Source organism: Arthrobacter sp. TJ-254 (assembly GCF_058269175.1).
On the sequence record NZ_JBZCNF010000004.1, the window covers coordinates 16,336 to 32,012 of the forward strand.

Annotated in this window: 18 protein-coding genes and 1 tRNA gene; 8 read left to right on the top strand and 11 right to left on the bottom strand. The window is 67.6% G+C overall.

Annotated elements, in window-relative coordinates; all coding sequences use genetic code 11:
* Positions 1-21 precede the first annotated feature (21 nt).
* The 3 genes from ispF to AC4D14_RS11570 form a co-directional block, all read right to left on the bottom strand.
* Complete coding sequence (ispF, locus tag AC4D14_RS11560) at positions 22-519, bottom strand: 2-C-methyl-D-erythritol 2,4-cyclodiphosphate synthase (protein WP_490902423.1); 498 nt, start codon at positions 517-519, stop codon at positions 22-24.
* Entirely contained in the window at positions 516-1,334 is an 819-nt protein-coding gene (gene ispD, locus AC4D14_RS11565; RefSeq protein WP_490902424.1) for a 2-C-methyl-D-erythritol 4-phosphate cytidylyltransferase, read from the bottom strand. Before ispD ends, ispF begins: the two co-directional genes overlap by 4 nt.
* 68 nt (positions 1,335-1,402) lie before the next feature.
* A complete protein-coding gene (locus tag AC4D14_RS11570; RefSeq protein ID WP_056546372.1) occupies positions 1,403-1,885 on the bottom strand; it encodes a CarD family transcriptional regulator in 483 nt (160 codons plus the stop codon).
* Positions 1,886-2,152: 267 nt separating this feature from the next.
* Between AC4D14_RS11570 and AC4D14_RS11575 the strand changes: the two genes are divergently transcribed.
* On the top strand, positions 2,153-2,707 hold the full coding sequence (locus tag AC4D14_RS11575) for a hypothetical protein (protein ID WP_490902426.1): 555 nt from the start codon (positions 2,153-2,155) through the stop codon (positions 2,705-2,707).
* A 12-nt stretch (positions 2,708-2,719) separates the two neighbouring features.
* On the opposite strand, the gene AC4D14_RS11580 is transcribed toward AC4D14_RS11575, so the two are convergent.
* Together AC4D14_RS11580 and AC4D14_RS11585 are read right to left on the bottom strand one after the other, a co-directional pair.
* Positions 2,720-3,400, bottom strand: coding sequence for a response regulator (locus AC4D14_RS11580; protein ID WP_490902428.1), 681 nt, complete (start codon positions 3,398-3,400; stop codon positions 2,720-2,722).
* Complete coding sequence (locus AC4D14_RS11585; RefSeq protein WP_490902430.1) at positions 3,397-4,605, bottom strand: sensor histidine kinase; 1,209 nt, start codon at positions 4,603-4,605, stop codon at positions 3,397-3,399. The genes AC4D14_RS11580 and AC4D14_RS11585 overlap by 4 nt, the downstream gene beginning before the upstream one ends.
* 170 nt (positions 4,606-4,775) lie before the next feature.
* On the opposite strand from AC4D14_RS11585, the gene phoU reads away from it, so the two are divergent.
* Positions 4,776-5,435: a phosphate signaling complex protein PhoU gene (phoU, locus tag AC4D14_RS11590; RefSeq protein ID WP_490902432.1), complete on the top strand. Its 660-nt coding sequence runs from the start codon at positions 4,776-4,778 to the stop codon at positions 5,433-5,435.
* A gap of 98 nt (positions 5,436-5,533) precedes the next feature.
* On the opposite strand, the gene AC4D14_RS11595 is transcribed toward phoU, so the two are convergent.
* A complete protein-coding gene (locus tag AC4D14_RS11595; protein ID WP_490902434.1) occupies positions 5,534-6,283 on the bottom strand; it encodes a phosphoglyceromutase in 750 nt (249 codons plus the stop codon).
* A gap of 73 nt (positions 6,284-6,356) precedes the next feature.
* Between AC4D14_RS11595 and AC4D14_RS11600 the strand changes: the two genes are divergently transcribed.
* Positions 6,357-7,172: a class I SAM-dependent methyltransferase gene (locus AC4D14_RS11600; protein ID WP_490902435.1), complete on the top strand. Its 816-nt coding sequence runs from the start codon at positions 6,357-6,359 to the stop codon at positions 7,170-7,172.
* 53 nt (positions 7,173-7,225) lie between these two features.
* On the opposite strand, the gene AC4D14_RS11605 is transcribed toward AC4D14_RS11600, so the two are convergent.
* On the bottom strand, positions 7,226-7,546 hold the full coding sequence (locus tag AC4D14_RS11605; RefSeq protein ID WP_490902437.1) for a DUF2516 family protein: 321 nt from the start codon (positions 7,544-7,546) through the stop codon (positions 7,226-7,228).
* 4 nt (positions 7,547-7,550) lie between these two features.
* Entirely contained in the window at positions 7,551-8,726 is a 1,176-nt protein-coding gene (locus tag AC4D14_RS11610; RefSeq protein ID WP_490902438.1) for a trans-sulfuration enzyme family protein, read from the bottom strand.
* A gap of 83 nt (positions 8,727-8,809) precedes the next feature.
* Between AC4D14_RS11610 and tmk the strand changes: the two genes are divergently transcribed.
* The 5 genes from tmk to AC4D14_RS11635 all read left to right on the top strand — a co-directional run bounded on the left by tmk (position 8,810) and on the right by AC4D14_RS11635 (position 13,271).
* On the top strand, positions 8,810-9,457 hold the full coding sequence (gene tmk, locus AC4D14_RS11615) for a dTMP kinase (RefSeq protein WP_490902439.1): 648 nt from the start codon (positions 8,810-8,812) through the stop codon (positions 9,455-9,457).
* Positions 9,454-10,617 (top strand): DNA polymerase III subunit delta', encoded by a 1,164-nt coding sequence (locus AC4D14_RS11620; protein WP_490902441.1) that lies wholly within the window; start codon positions 9,454-9,456, stop codon positions 10,615-10,617. Before tmk ends, AC4D14_RS11620 begins: the two co-directional genes overlap by 4 nt.
* A complete protein-coding gene (locus AC4D14_RS11625) occupies positions 10,614-12,188 on the top strand; it encodes an alpha/beta hydrolase (RefSeq protein WP_490902443.1) in 1,575 nt (524 codons plus the stop codon). The genes AC4D14_RS11620 and AC4D14_RS11625 overlap by 4 nt, the downstream gene beginning before the upstream one ends.
* Before the next feature lie 100 nt (positions 12,189-12,288).
* A tRNA-Thr gene (locus AC4D14_RS11630) sits at positions 12,289-12,361 on the top strand.
* A 130-nt stretch (positions 12,362-12,491) separates the two neighbouring features.
* Positions 12,492-13,271 carry a helix-turn-helix domain-containing protein gene (locus AC4D14_RS11635; RefSeq protein WP_490902444.1) on the top strand — a complete coding sequence of 260 codons (780 nt, stop codon included), beginning with the start codon at positions 12,492-12,494 and terminating at the stop codon, positions 13,269-13,271.
* Between the two features lie 33 nt (positions 13,272-13,304).
* Here the strand turns inward: AC4D14_RS11635 and AC4D14_RS11640 are convergent, their stop codons facing one another.
* The 3 genes from AC4D14_RS11640 to AC4D14_RS11650 all read right to left on the bottom strand — a co-directional run bounded on the left by AC4D14_RS11640 (position 13,305) and on the right by AC4D14_RS11650 (position 15,677).
* Entirely contained in the window at positions 13,305-14,303 is a 999-nt protein-coding gene (locus AC4D14_RS11640) for an acetylxylan esterase (protein WP_490902445.1), read from the bottom strand.
* Between the two features lie 12 nt (positions 14,304-14,315).
* The gene (locus AC4D14_RS11645) at positions 14,316-15,155 is read right to left on the bottom strand and encodes an aldo/keto reductase (RefSeq protein WP_490902448.1); all 840 of its coding nucleotides are present in this window, start codon (positions 15,153-15,155) and stop codon (positions 14,316-14,318) included.
* A 72-nt stretch (positions 15,156-15,227) separates the two neighbouring features.
* Complete coding sequence (locus tag AC4D14_RS11650) at positions 15,228-15,677, bottom strand: hypothetical protein (protein ID WP_490902449.1); 450 nt, start codon at positions 15,675-15,677, stop codon at positions 15,228-15,230.

The following is a 15,677-nucleotide window of genomic DNA, read 5'->3' on the forward strand; positions in this document are numbered from 1 at the left end:
CCGGGGGCACCGGCCGGGCTGTTACCCAGCAGAAATGACGACGGCGGTCGCCACCGCGGCAATCCCCTCGCCGCGTCCCGTCAGGCCGAGCCCGTCGGTTGTTGTCGCAGAGACGCTCACCGGCGCTCCGGCCGCCTCCGACAGGGCCGCCTCGGCTTCGGCGCGGCGCGGGGCGAACCGGGGCCGGTTGCCGATCAGCTGCACGGCGACGTTCCCGATTTCGAACCCGGCCCCGCGGACGATTGCTGCGGCTTCCCCGAGCAGCCGCACTCCGGAGGCGCCGGCGAGCTCAGGGCGGTCGGTGCCGAAGTGCGTGCCGAGGTCGCCAAGCCCGGCGGCCGAGAACAACGAGTCGGCGGCGGCGTGTGCGACGACGTCACCGTCGGAATGCCCGGCCAGCCCGCGTTCGCCGTCCCACAGCAACCCCGCGAGCCACAGGGGTGCGGGTGCCTCTTCCGGGGCGAAGGCGTGGACATCGATGCCCAGCCCGGTGCGGGGCAGGTGCGCGTGCTGGGTCATGGTGAGGTTTCCTCGGGGAGGTCGGAGGGGACTTGGATCGTGGATTGCGCGGGTGTGGCGGCGAGAGGTTCGGCGAGGAGGGCCTCGGCGAGCAGCAGGTCGAGCGGCGTAGTGATTTTGAAGCCCGCGGCGTCCCCGTCGACAACGAGGACGGCGGCGCCCTGGGCCTCGACGAGCATCGAGTCGTCGGTGATGAGCGGATCGCCGGCTCCCGGCCGCGCGTGGGCCGCCCGCAGGACGTCGGCGGCGAAACCCTGGGGTGTCTGCACGGCGCGCAGTTCGGCCCGGTCCAGGGTGCCGGCAACCTGCCCACCCCTGACGGTCTTGACCGTATCGGCAACCGGCAGCACCGGCAGCACGGCGGGCGCCCCCTGGATCAGCCGTCCGGCGACCCGGCGGAAGACCTCCGGTGGGGTGAGCGCACGGGCCGCGTCGTGGACGAGGATCAAGGGGGCGCCACCGGAGAGGGCTGCAATACCTGCGGCAACCGAAGCGGAGCGGCTTGCCCCTCCGGGAACGATGCGGACCGGGACGGGGCTGGGAACCGCTGCGGCCGCGTCGGCCAGCGCTGTGTCGCCCTCCGGGATGACGACGGCGACTTCGGCGGCAACGCCGCTCGCGAGGATGCCGCGCAGCGCCCGCTCAAGAAGGGTCATCCCGCCGCAGAGGACGCGGGCCTTCGGAATGCCCTGCCCCAGGCGTTGCCCGGAGCCCGCGGCAACCAGGACCACCCCGGCGGTGCCGCGGGTGTCCGGGGGATTCCCGGCCGCGGTCGACGGCGCCGGCTGGGCGTGGGCGGGAAGGGGCGAAGACACACGAATACCCTACGGCACACAACAAGAGGGGCCCCTTCCGGGTGCCCCTCTTGTTGTGTTGAACCCGCCTAGGAGGCGAGGACCTCGTCGAGGACCGTTGCGGCCTTCTCTTCGTCGGTCTTCTCCGCCAGTGCGAGTTCGGAAATCAGGATCTGCCGGGCTTTGGCAAGCATCCGCTTTTCGCCCGCCGACAGCCCGCGGTCGTGGTCGCGGCGCCACAGGTCGCGGACGACCTCGGCAACCTTGATGACATCGCCTGAGGCGAGCTTCTCAAGGTTCGCCTTGTAGCGGCGCGACCAGTTGGTGGGCTCCTCGGTGAACTCGGCGCGGAGTACATCAAAGACGTGCTCCAGGCCTTCCTTGCCCACCACGTCCCGTACTCCGACTAGGTCAACGTTCTCTGCTGGTACTTCTATTGTCAGATCACCCTGTGCCACCTTGAGCTTGAGATACATCTTCTCTTCGCCCTTGATAACGCGCATCTTGATCTCTTCGATCTTCGCTGCGCCGTGGTGAGGGTAAACAACTGTCTCGCCGACCTCAAAAACCATGTGGACTTTCCCCTTTCCCGCAAGTCAGTTTATCACGGCAACGACACGCCCGACTTCGCGTTTTCGCAGGTCAGGGCACTCAACCCGCGCGTCCGAACTATGATTCGCCTCTTGACTGGGCAGGCTTTTGGTGCTGCCGCCGTGTCACGCGGGCGAATCGTCTCTCCAAACTTCCGCTTTGCCGTTAGTCTGGTTCTTGTTTCACCGACATGGTGGAGACCGCAACCGAACCGATCGCCTTATCGGAGAACCCCAGGAGTTTGTGCTGTGAGAAGTGCACCGAACAACCGAGTGCAGCAGGCCGTCGCTGCCGGCGCCGTGCTGGCCATGCTGGGAATCTCCGGCTGCAGCACCATCAATGAGCAGTCGACCACGCGGCAGTACTCGGCATCGGACGGCATCGTCGAGGACCTCGGACCGCTGCAGCTGCGCAACATCCTCATCATTTCCACGGCCGAAGGCGAGCCGGGGACGCTCCTTGGAACAGTGTTCAACCCCACCGACTCACCGGTGCAGTTGACCATCGAGAGCCAGAACACGACCACTGACATCCGCATCGATGCGCGTGACAAGTATGTCTTCGAGGACGAGGCCAGCGACGACGGGACCATCCAGGGCGTCTCCCAGATTCCCGGCTCCCTTGTCGACCTTGATTTCACGGTGAACTCGGAAACCGCCACCTACGCCGTGCCCGTCCTCAGCGGAACGCTCCCCGAATACCGGGAGTTCGTTCCCGGCGGCTACACCCCTGAGCCCAGCGAACCTGCGGCAACCGAGGGAGCAGGCGGCGGGGAGGCCGAAGGCGGCCACGGGGGCGGGTAGCCTCCGGCAGCCTCAGGGCTCGAACTTGTAGCCGAGCCCGCGCACCGTGATGAGGTAGCGCGGGTTCGACGAGTCGGGCTCGATTTTCCCCCTCAGGCGTTTGACGTGGACGTCGAGGGTCTTGGTGTCCCCCACATAGTCGGCGCCCCAGACCCGATCGATCAGCTGCCCCCGGGTGAGCACCCTTCCCGAATTGCGCAGCAGCATCTCGAGCAGCTCGAACTCCTTGAGGGGAAGAGGCACCTGGGCGCCATCGACGCTGACAACGTGGCGTTCGATATCCATCCGCACCGGGCCGGCCTGCACCGTTGTCGAAACCAGCTCCTCGGGTTCGCCCTGGCGCCGCAGCACAGCCCGCACCCGTGCCACCAGTTCGCGTGAGGAGTAGGGTTTCGTCACGTAGTCGTCGGCGCCCAGCTCGAGGCCCACAACCTTGTCGATTTCGGCGTCTTTCGCGGTCAGCATGATCACCGGGACGCTGGAGCGCTGCCTCAGCTGGCGGCACACCTCCGTACCGGAGAGGCCCGGCAGCTGCAGGTCGAGCAGGACGAGGTCCGCCCCGGCACGGTCGAATTCCTTGATTGCGTCAAGCCCGTTGTCGACGACGGCCACCTCGAACCCCTCCTTCCCCAGCAGGTAGGAAAGCGGGTCGCTGAAGGACTCCTCGTCCTCGACTATCAAAATGCGGCTCAAGCAGTTACTCCCTGTTCGTGGGCGTCGGTTCCGCCCTTGTGTTCTGCCGGGTGCGCGGTCAGCCCCGGATTGCCGGTTTCGGCGGTTTCCATCTCGGGAAGGCGCACAGTGAAGGTGCTGCCCTGGCCCGCCATTGACCACACTGTCACTTCGCCGCCGTGGTTCGAGACGACGTGCTTCACGATGCTCAGCCCCAGCCCGGTGCCGCCGGTCTGGCGTGACCGCGCGGCGTCGATTCGGTAGAACCTCTCAAAGATGCGTTCCTGCTCTTCGGGCGTGATTCCGGTTCCCTGGTCCTTCACCGAAATCTCGGCGAGCCCCTCGCGCGAGCGCAGGCCGATGCCCACGTGGGTTCCTTCGGGCGAGTAGCGGATGGCGTTGTCGATCAGGTTGCGGAACGCCGTCATCAGCTGGTCAGGGTCCCCGAAGACCGGTTCGGTGATCGTTCCCTTCACCACGATCTCGATGGAGTTCGCTTCGGCGGGGAGCCGATTGCGGTCAACTGCCTCGGCGATCACCGCGTTGATGTCGACGGGTTTGCCCTTGCCCACGATGTCGGTGCCCTGGAGGCGGGACAGTTCGATGATGTCCTGGACCAGCGCCGAGAGCCGGCTTGATTCCTTGTGCATGCGCCGGGCGAACCGGCGTACCGCAACCTCGTCCTCGGCGGCGTCGTCGATCGCTTCGGCGAGCAGGGAGATGGCGCCCACGGGGGTCTTGAGCTCGTGCGACACGTTCGCCACGAAGTCGTTGCGGATTTCCTCGGTGCGGGTGATCTCGGTGCGGTCATCGGCGAGGATCAGGATGTATTCGGCACCAAGGGACGCGACGCGCACCTGCAGGACCATCGTGCTGCCGCCGACCGGCCCCCGGAGAAGCTCGAGCTGCTTCTGCTCGATCACCCCGTCGCGGCGTACGCGGGCCGTCAGGTCCAGCAGCTCGGAGTGGACGACTGTATGCCCGCGCACCAGCCCGAAGGCGTAGGCGGCGGGGCTGGCGCGGACGACGCCGTCGATCGCGTCGACGATCACGTACGCCCGCCCAATGATCGAGAGGACCTCCGCTGCGCCGTCGGGGAGGGTCAGCTCGTCCTCGTACAGCAGCTGGGTCCGTTGCGCCTCACTGACGCGGTGCGCCACGGCGCCGAAAACACCGAGCGCGAGGCCCACGAGCCCTGCGATGAGGCTAAGCAGTACGGGATCCACGCTCCTAGCTTATGCGCAGAACTCCGGGCCCAACCCGCATCCGGTGGTAATAGACCAGTGGTTCAACTAACGTTCACCTAAAGCCGAGGAAGCGTTAACGGGCCGCTGAGAAACTGGCCTGCGGACCGCTCACATCGGCGAGTTTCTCCACCAACGGAAAGGACGCCCACGTGCGTAAGGTTTTTCAGGCCGAGCTTCACCAGATTGGCGAGGAATTGATTGAGATCTCGCAGCTGGTGTCGGAGGCCATCCAAAAAGCCAACAGCGCTTTCCAGGGTGCCGACACCGAACTTGCCCAGGAAGTAATCGCCGCTGACGCGCGCATCGATTTCCTCCAGAACTCCCTCGACGAACGCGCCATCGACATCCTCGCCCTCCAGGGGCCGGTTGCCAGCGACCTGCGGATGATCGTTGGCGCCCTGCGCATGAGCGCTTCGCTCGAGCGGATGGGCGACCTCGCCCGACACGTCGCGCAGTTGGCGCGCCTGCGGTACCCCGCCAATGTGATTCCCGAGAAGATCCGTCCCACGTTCGACGAGCTTGCAGCGCTGGACATCCAGATCGCGGGCAAGGTGACGGAGCTGCTTGAGACGCGGAACCTTGAGCTGAGCAACGAAATCAATGCCGCGAACGCCCGGGTCAATGAACTCCATGCAAGCGTCTTCAGGGCCGTTGCGGCCGCGGACTGGAACGAAACCGCGCCAACCACCGTCGACGTCACCCTTGCCAGCCGGTACTTCGAACGCTTCGCCGATCACGGCGTGTCCGTGGCACGGAAGGTCACCTACCTGGTGACCGGCGAATGGCAGCCCAGCGCGCCCCTGAACTAGGCGCAGGATCGGACGGGCCTACAGCTGAAGGCCCACACCAAAGAACGACGGCGGCTTCCCGAAGGAAGCCGCCGTCGTCGTTAACGGGTCCGCCCCACCTAGTGCTTGCCCTGGTTCGCGACCGCCTTGATGGAGGCCGCCGCCGCCTCGGGGTCGAGGTAGGTGCCACCGGCCTTGACCGGCTTCAGGTTCTCGTCGAGTTCGTAGACAAGCGGAATACCTGTGGGGATGTTCAGGGCCGCGATGTCGGCGTCGCTGATCCCGTCGAGGTGCTTCACCAGTGCCCGCAGCGAGTTGCCGTGTGCTGCGACAAGGACAGTCTTGCCCGCTGTGAGGTCCTTGCTGATGTCGGTTTCCCAGTAGGGAAGGAAACGCTCAAGTACGTCCTTGAGGCACTCGGTGCGGGGCAGGTCCGGGCCGAGGTCTGCGTACCGGGGGTCGTGTGCCTGCGAGTATTCGCTTGAGTCCTCGAGGGGCGGCGGCGGGGTGTCGTAGGAGCGGCGCCACAGCATGAACTGCTCTTCGCCGAATTCGGCGAGGGTCTGCGCCTTGTCCTTGCCCTGGAGTGCACCGTAGTGGCGCTCGTTGAGGCGCCAGTTCCGCTTGACATCGATCCAGGTGCGGTCGGCGGCCTCGAGGGCGAGGTTGGCCGTGATGATCGCGCGCTTCTGCCGTGACGTGTAGACGATGTCGGGAAGCAGGTCGTGTTCGACCAGGAGCTGTCCGCCGCGGGTGGCTTCCTCCCGGCCCTTGTCGGTGAGCGCCACATCGACCCAGCCCGTGAAGAGGTTCTTCTCGTTCCACTCACTCTGCCCATGGCGCAACAAAATCAATTTGAAGGAAGTCATGAACCCTAGTGTGCCGTATCGGAGGGCGTGCGGGCATCCGGGGAAGGCATCTGTTACCAGTACCCTTGATACGGTGCCATACCTCAAACGCAGCGGAAAACCCGTTGGGAGCATCACCCGTGGAACCACCAACCCGAACCGCCTGCGGCGGGTTGACCGGTGGCTCGCCGGCACCCAGACCTGGCGGCTGCGCCATTCGGCCGACCCGCTCGTCGTCGATCTCGGCTACGGAGCGGCCCCGGTGACGGCGGTTGAACTCTTCGAGCGGCTGCGCCGGGTGCACTCCGCAAGCGAAGTGATCGGCATCGAAATCGACCCGGCAAGGGTGGAGGGGGCGCTGCCGCTGGAGCGGCCGGGCCTCAGCTTCGTGCAGGGAGGGTTTGAGCTGCCGATCCCGGGGCGGCGGCCGGTCGTGGTGCGCGCCTTCAATGTGCTCCGGCAGTATGACGAGGACGAATACCTCGCCCACTGGGACCAGGTGCGCTCCCGCCTCTCGCGTGACGGATTGTTCATCGATGGCACCTGCGACGAGATCGGGCGCCGTTCAACGTGGATTGCCGTCGACCGGGACGGCCCGGTGTCATTGAGCATCTCGTTGAAATTCGGGTCATTTAGCCTTCCCTCGGACACCGCGGAACGGCTTCCCAAGGCCTTGATCCACCGGAATGTGCCGGGCGAGAATGTGCACCGGTTCCTTGGCTCGATGGACCGCGCCTGGCTGGACGCCGCACCGCTTGCCGCGTTCGGAGCGCGTCAGCGGTGGAGCGCCATGTGCCGGGCGCTGGCCGCGGACGGCTGGCCGCTGCTCGATTCGCCGTCGCGCTGGCGCCTGGGTGAGATCACCGTCGCATGGGACGCCGTCGCGCCCATTCCGGCCGCCGTGCCATAGGGCGGGCTTGAAGATCGGGTCCAGTCCCGGCGGCGCGGGAAATGCCGAGGAGCTTACCAGGGGCCGTAGGGGCCCTGGTTTCCGCGCCCGCGGACTTCGCTGACGGCCGGTTTGACGTCGGCGAGGTAGACGCAGGCCGCAACGACGGCAACGAGTTTGAACAGGCCGAACCCTGGGCTGAGGGCGCTGAACACGCCGACCACGACGGCACCGCCGGTCACCGCCGTCCAGAAGCCCTTGGTGCGCTTGAAGGAGGCTTCGAAGGAGGCAGAGCTGCGGCGCAGGCAGTCGGTGAACGCCCAAATTTCGATTCCGAGCGCAAGGTAGCCAAGCGCGAGGTAAAGGTACGTCTGAAACTCCAGGATGATGCCCACGCGTTTAGCTTAGCGGCTGGACGGCGTCGAGGGCTCCAGCGAGGTCGGCCCAGAGATCCTCGACGTTCTCAATGCCGACCGATAATCTCACCAGCGCTTCCGGCACCGTGGCGGGCTCCCCCGGCTGCCGGCGGCGCCGTTCGATCAGCGACTCGACTCCGCCGAGCGAGGTGGCGGGCATCCAGAGCCGCACCGCCTCAACCAGCGCATCGGCGGCGCGCACTCCACCGGCGGGTTCGATGCTGATGATGGCGCCGAAGCCGTTAAGCTGCGCCTTGGCCCGTTGATGGCCGGGATCCTGCGGCAGCCCCGGGAAGCGGACGCGTTCGATTGCCGGGTGCCCGGCGAGGCGATCGGCGAGCACCGCGGCGCTCGCCTGGGCGCGCTCCATGCGCAGCGCAAGGGTGCGCAGCCCGCGCAGGGCAAGCCACACCTCGAACGGTCCTGCGATCGCCCCGCGCAGGGTGCGGTGCGCCAGGAGCTGATCGCGGCGTACGGGATCCGAGGTCACGAGCGCACCGAGGACGACGTCGGAGTGGCCGGCGAGGTACTTCGTCACCGAATGCAGGACGACGTCCGCCCCGAAGTCCAGAGGACGGCAGAGGATGGGTGTGGTGAACGTGTTGTCAACGACGACGAGCGCTCCAACGGCATGCGCGGCCTCGGTGAGGCGGGCCGTCTCGGCCACCTCCAGCATGGGATTCGTCGGGCTTTCAAGCCACAGCATCACCTGCCCCGGCTGCATGCGCGTTCCCAGTCCCGCCAGTTCCGCCAGCACCGTTTCCGTTTCGGCAACGTCGATCGGTACCAGGGTGAACCGGCCCAGGGCTGCCTCCGCTGCGGCAAGGCTGATCGATCCGGCGTAGGCGTGCCGCGGCATGAGCACAACGCCATTCGTCGGCACGAGCGCGAGCGCGGCGGCGGCGGCACCGAGGCCGGAGCTGAACACCAGGGCGGGCAGCGCCGCGCCCTCAAGCCGGCCCAAAGCCTCTTCGAAGGGGTCCCAGGTGGGATTGGACATGCGCCCGTAGACGCGGTCGCCGGGCTGCGGGGCCCGGGTCTCGTGGAACGTCGTCGAGAGTTCGATCGAGGGATTGACCGGTGAATCGTGCGCCCGCTCGGGGCGGCCGGCGGCCACGACGAGGGTGTCGGGTGCCAGGGCGGGAGAATCTGTTGCCATGGCCTAAGGGTAGCGTCCCGGGCGTTTTCCCCGGCCGATCCGGGACGGCGGCAATAGTCACCGTCACTCGGTAGTCTGGAGGCGTGACGCTCCATAAACCGCACGGCCTTCCCGGGCTCTTTGTTGCCTTCGAGGGCGGCGACGGGGCCGGTAAATCAACCCAGGTCGGTGCCCTGTGCCGCGCGCTCGAGCAGAGCGGCCGGACAGTGGTGCGCACACGGGAACCCGGAGGCACTCCCGTTGGGGAGAAACTCCGTGCCCTGGTGCTCGAACACGGGCAGGGTGAAATCGATGCGCGGACCGAGGCCCTGTTGTTCGCCGCCTCCCGTGCCGCCCATGTCCAGCAGGTGATCCTTCCGGCCCTGAGGCGCGGCGAGGTCGTCGTGTGCGACCGCTACGTCGATTCCTCGGTGGCCTACCAGGGCGCAGGGCGCGATCTGGGAGCCCAGAGCGTGCTTGACCTCAACCTCTGGGCGGTGGAGAACCTGCTGCCGGACCTCACTGTGCTCCTCGATGTTTCACCCGAGGTGGGCCGCAGCCGGCGCACCGCCGGTGATGCGGCCGAGGACCGGATGGAGTCCGAGCCCGACGACTTCCATCAGCGCATCCGCTCGGCGTTCCTTGGGCTGGCCGGGCAGGCGCCCGGACGGTACCTCGTCCTCCCGGCCGGTGGCGCTGTCGACGACCTCGCCGCGGACATCCTGGCTGCGGTGCTGGAGCGGCTGCAGTGAGCGTCTGGGCCGATCTGCGGGGGCAGGAGCCGGTGCTGGAGCAGCTTCGAAGGGCGTCGCAATCGGGCGCTCCGACTCACGCATGGCTGTTCACGGGTCCGCCGGGATCGGGCCGTTCAAACGCCGCCCGGGCCTTCGCCGCGGCGCTGCTGTGCGACCGCGAGGCGCTCTCCGAACGCGGCTGCGGAACGTGCAAGGGCTGCCGCACCGTGCTCGCCGGGTCGCACGCCGACCTGACGAACGTGACGACTGAGAAGGTCACGATCACCATCGAAGAAGCCCGCGAGCTGGTGCGGAAGGCCCAGGACAAGCCGTCCACGGGCCGCTGGCGGGTGATCATCGTCGAAGACGCCGACCGGATGCAGGAGCGCAGCACGAACGTGCTCCTGAAGGCCATTGAGGAGCCGCCGCCACGCACCATCTGGCTGCTTTGCGCGCCGAGCCCCGGGGATGTCCTTGTCACGATCCGTTCCCGCTGCCGGATGGTCAGCCTGCGCCTGCCCCCGGTGCGCGACGTGGCCGAACTGCTCGTGGCGCGCGACGGCATCGATCCGGCCACCGCCGAGGCGGCGGCCCGCGCCGCCCAGAGCCACATCGGGGTAGCAAAGCGGCTCGCCACCGACGAGGGCGCCCGCGAACGCCGCAACCAGATTGTCCGCCTGCCGCTGACCCTGCGCTCCGTCTCCGGCGCCATGAAGGCAGCGGCCGACCTCGTGAAGCTCGCCGAGGCCGAGGCGACAAGTTCATTCGAACAACGCGACGCGAGCGAACGCGCCGCCCTGCTCACCGCCCTCGGCGCCCCCGAAACCGGAACCCTTCCGCCGTCAATGCGCGGCCAGGTCAAGCGCCTCGAGGAGGACCAGACCCGGCGCGCCAAGCGCTCGAAGAACGACTACTTCGACCGGGCGCTGACCGACCTCATCTCCTTCTACCGCGATGTGCTCATGCTTCAGGTGTCGAGCGGGCGCGAGCTGGTCAACGAACCGCTGCGACCCGAGCTTGAGGAGTTCGCCCGGCGCGAGTCGCCCGAGGACACCCTGCGGCGCATCGAGGCGATCAACGAGGTCCGCACCCGCCTGGTCGGAACCAACGTGTCACCGCTGCTGGCCATCGAAGCCATGGCCGTGAGCCTGCTGTCCCGAAAGGACCTCGCCCGATGACACTGTCCGCCGGACCCGCTCCGCACCGGCGCGGAGCACGCCGCCGGCTTGCGGCCGCTAGTGCGGCCCTGCTCTTCGCCATCTCGGGGTGTTCACTGCCCTTCCTGCAGCCCGACCGCACCCCGGAAACCGGAGCGGTGACGGCGGATCCCGAAGTGATTGGAGCGGTTCCTCCCGACCTTGAGCCCTTCTACAGCCAGGAAGTGGAGTGGGAGCCGTGCGAGGAGGACTTCGCCTGTGCCCGGGTGGAGGTGCCGATGGACTACTCCGATCCGGGGCGGGCGACAATCGAGGTCCAGGCGATCCGCGCCGACTCCACCGGTGAGGCGCAGGGGACGGTGCTGGTGAATCCTGGCGGGCCGGGCGGCTCCGGCTACAACATCGTCCGGGACTCGCTCGACCGGGTGGTCAGCGAGCGCCTTCGGGAGGCCTACGACGTCGTCGGGTTCGACCCGCGCGGGGTGAGCAGGTCCACCGCCGTCGAGTGCCGCACCGACGCGGAGCAGGACGCGGCCCGCGAGGAGTTCATTCCCGGCGCCACCCCCGACGCCGAAGCGCTTGAGCTGCTGCGCGCCGATGCCCGGGAGTACGCGGACCTTTGCGCCGAGCGCACCGGCGAGCTCCTCGGCTTCGTCGACACCGAAAGCGCAGCACGCGACATGGACATCCTGCGCGCACTGTCCGGGGGCCCCAAGCTGAACTACCTCGGGTTCTCCTACGGTACGCAGCTCGGAGCGGCGTATGCCGGGCTCTTCCCGGGACGCTCGGGCCGGCTTGTGCTAGACGGCGCCATCGACCCGGCGCTCACCAGCGAGGAAGTGACGCTGGGCCAGGCCGTGGCGTTCGAAAAGGCGGTGCGGGCCTACGTCGCCGACTGCCAGTCCCGCGACGAGTGCCCGCTGTCGGGCAGCGTCGATGAGGGTGTTGCGGAGCTTCAGGAGCTCTTCGCGTCGGTGGAAAAGGAGCCACGAACCGCCGCCGACGGCCGGCTGGTGACGGTCGGGGCGTTCGTACAGGGGTTCATCCTCCCCCTGTACGACGACGCGAACTGGCCGGTGCTCACCGAGGCCGTCGACAGCGCCCTGCAGGGCGACGTGGATCCCATGCTGCGCCTTGCGGACCTCGCCTATGAGCGCGAGCCCGACGGCACCTACGCCTCGAACGCGACCGACGCCTTCCTCGCGGTCAACTGCCTTGACTACCCGATGGTCTCGAGCCCCGAGGGGATGCGCGCCGACGAGCAGAAGCTCGTTGCCGCGTCTCCGACCTTCGGGGAGTTCCTTGCCTACGGCGGGGTGACCTGCGAGGCATGGAAGTACGGGCCGGTTGACAAGCCGGCTCCCGCCAGCGCCCCGGGAGCGGAACCGCTGCTCGTCATCGGCACGACGGGCGATCCCGCCACACCCTACGAATGGTCGCTCTCCCTTGCGGAGCAGCTCGATTCGGCCGTCCACGTCACCTGGGAGGGCGAGGGCCACACCGCCTACGGGCGTGCCGGGGACTGCATCGAGGACATCGTCGATTCCTACTTCATTGACGGAACGGTGCCCGAAGACGGCGCCCGGTGCTGAAACGGGTGCTGCTTCCCCCGCTTTGACCAGCGGGCTCAGGCTCTTATAGAGTTGGTCCTTGTGGAATGGCCCGCCTCTCGGGGCGCCGGCCAGGAAGCGTGCCTCCTTAGCTCAGTCGGTAGAGCGTCTCACTCGTAATGAGAAGGTCGCCAGTTCGACTCTGGCAGGAGGCTCAACGAAACCCCTGGAATCTGCGGATTCCGGGGGTTTTCTGGTTCCAGCTGCACCCGTGTGCCGGCGGCACGCCCGCTCCGCCCTTTACGGTCGGGGCGGCTTGCGGGATGATCGGTGCCGGGAGTTGATGTGGAACAAGAACCCGAACTGGTTGACCATACTGCCGTCCGCGCCGCACGGTTCATCACGTCGAACGCCGGCGGGCCGCTTTCCCTCGCCGATATCGCCGACCATGTGAGCTACAGCCCCTTCCACCTGGCCCGGCGCTTCGAGTCGTACATCGGCATTCCGCCCGGCAGGTACCTTGCGAACTCACGGTTCGCACGTGCCAAGAAGCTGCTCCTCGAAACCGATGAACCGGTGGTGGATATCTGCTTCGAGGTGGGATTCACCTCGCTTGGCACGTTCAGCAGGAGGTTTGCCGAGGATGTCGGGTTCAGCCCGGGCCGCTTCCGCGTGCTGCCGCACATCCTCGCCGACCACCCGCCCCGGCCTGTCTATCTGCCGCCCCGTCACCCGGGCGGCGGCGTGGTGGCCGGAACCCTTGAACTGCTCCCCGCCGCTGCCGAGGCGGTCGGTCATGCCCCTTCGGTATATGTCGGCCTGTTTGCGACGCCGTCTCCCCGCGGGCGGCCGGCCGCCGCATGCCTGCTTGATGGCACCGACACGTTCGTGTTCCTCAATGTTCCGGCAGGAAGGTACTGGGTGCTCGCCTACGCGGTTCCGGGTGCCGCGGATCCGGTGGGGCAGCTGGCTCCGCCGCACAGCGTCCTGGGACGGGCTCCCGGGCCGGTCGTGATCACGCCGTCGTCGGCCTATCACTGCGTGGGCATCGTGTTGGCGCCCGCGAGGGACTGGCAGCTGCCCGTGCTGCTCGCAGCTCCCGCTCTTGCCTCGGCGGGCACCTGATCCACGGGACCCCCGCCGCAGCCGGACGGGCCCTCACGGCCCGGACCGGCGCACCCCGTCCCGGCTCAGCTGGCCGGCCAGCCACTGCCGCTGGGCGTGGCGCTGGTGGCTCTGCCCGCCCTCGTGGTTGTTGAAGGGGTAGGCGATGATCTCCTTGACCGTCCCGGCGTATGAGTTGAACGCGGCATAGACGGTCGACGGCGGGCACACTGTATCCATCAGGGCCACCGAGAACAACGCCGGTGCTGCGGCCCGCCGGGCGAAGTTGACCGCGTCGAAGTACGAAAGCGTGGTGAGGGCCGTCTCCGCCGTTCCCCGGTGCACGGCGAGATACCTGACGATCTCGGCGAACGGGTCGGTCTCGCAGATCTCCAGCGCCCTCTCGAAATGGCAGAGGAACGGGACGTCGGGCAGGACCGCCGCGAGGTCCGGAACCAGGCCGGCAACCGCAAGGGAGATTCCTCCGCCCTGGCTGACCCCGTGCACCGCGACCGTGTCCGGGTTGACCTGCGGCAGCGCGCGGGCCGCTTCGACGGCGCGCACGGCGTCGGTGAAGACCCTGCGGTAGTAGTACGACTCCGGGCTTTCGATCCCGCGTGTCATGAAGCCCGGGGTGCTGGCCCCGGAGCCGTGCGGGTCAGGTGTCGAGCCCTGCCCTCCGGCGACGGCGCCCTGCCCCCGGGTGTCAACCAGCAGGTGCGCATAGCCCGCGCTCGCCCAGTGCAGCTTCTCCCCGGGCAGGTCCCTGCCGTCGTTGTAGCCGATGAATTCGACGACGGCCGGCAGCGGCCCCGTGGCGTGGGCGGGCGTGGTGAGCCAGGCGCTGATACGGTCGCCGCCAAAGCCACGGAATGACACATCCCGGACCGTCACCGTGGTGTACGGGGTGTCGACTACCCGGGCGGCGACGTCGAGGTCGTGCTCCCGCGCCTGTCTGAGGGTCCGGTCCCAGAACGCGTCGAAGTCCCCAGGCTCCCGCACCGCCGGCCGGTATTCGACGAGTTCGGCGAGCGGCAGGTCGGTGCGGGGCATGAAGGCTTGTCCTTAGCGGAAGTCGGCGATCGTGGGGTCGGCGCCGAAGCGGCCGGCTTCACCCTTGTCGAGGGCGTTGATCGCCTGGATGTCCTCATCCTCGAGCGTGAGATCCAGCGAGGCCCAGTTCTCCTCGATCCGGGACTGGGTCACGGACTTGGGGATGACGACCATGCCCAGGGCCAGATGCCACGCAAGGACAACCTGGGCGGCGGTGGCGTTGCGCCGCTTCGCGATGTCCTGCAGCACCGGATCGTCGAGCAGGCCCCTGCCGGAGCCCAGCGGCGAGTACGACTGGTGCAGGATGCCGTTGGCTTCCTCGAAGGTGCGCAGTTCCTGCTGGTTGAAGTACGGATGGGTCTCAACCTGATTGATGACCGGCGTCACTCCGGTGGCGTCGATGAGTTCCTGCAGCGTGTCGACTGTGAAGTTCGAGACGCCGATGCTCTTGATGCGGCCCTGCTTCTGCAGTTCGATGAAAGCCTTCCACGTCTCCAGGTACTTCCCCTGCTTGGGCTGCAGCCAGTGGATGAGGTAGAGGTCGAGGGTTTCGAGTCCGAGGCGGTCCATCGAGTCGTCGAAGGCGCGAAGGGTGGTGTCGTACCCCTGGTCGCTGTTCCACAGTTTCGTCGTGATGAACAGCTCGTCCCGCTCCAGCCCCGATGACGCGATGGCGCGGCCCACGCCCGCCTCATTGCCGTAGATCTTGGCGGTGTCGATGTGTCGGTAGCCGGCCTTGAACGCCTGGCCCACCACGTCTTCGGCCACATTGTCCTCGACCTGCCATACGCCGTAGCCGAGCTGCGGGATGGTGGAGCCGTCGTTGAAGGTCAGATTCGGTGATGTAGTCATATCAGGACAACTAAGCACACTCGGGATTTATTTCGCAAGGCAACCATCGGATGTTTCAACCCGCCCCGGCGGTCAGCCGGGCAGCTGCGCCTCGGCCTCCACCACGTCCTCGGTCACCAGTGCCGCGCGCCTGCGCACGTTTTCAAGACCTGCTGACGCCACCCCCCAGCGTTCGCCGTCGAGCCGGGTCATGGCGGCGGCCTCAGCCGTCGTTGCGAGGGTGTTTCCGGCGCGGGACAGCGCCCGGTGCACCTGGATGCCGCCCCCTGGAATGTCGAGCCCCTCGCTGGGCCAGCTTGCGTGGGCCAGCGCGCACACGGCGCGCACCCGGGGCAGCAGTTCGGCGAGGGTGTTGGCAACGGCCACGAGCTCGTTGTACAACTCATCGTCCTCAACGCCCTCAAGGACCTGGTGGTAGCGGTCGAGCCCCCGCCGGAAACGGTCATGGGCACGCCGCCACACCCCTGTACCGAGCTCAGCGTCATCCTGGCGGCCCTGCCGGGCCGCTGCGAAAAAGGCCAT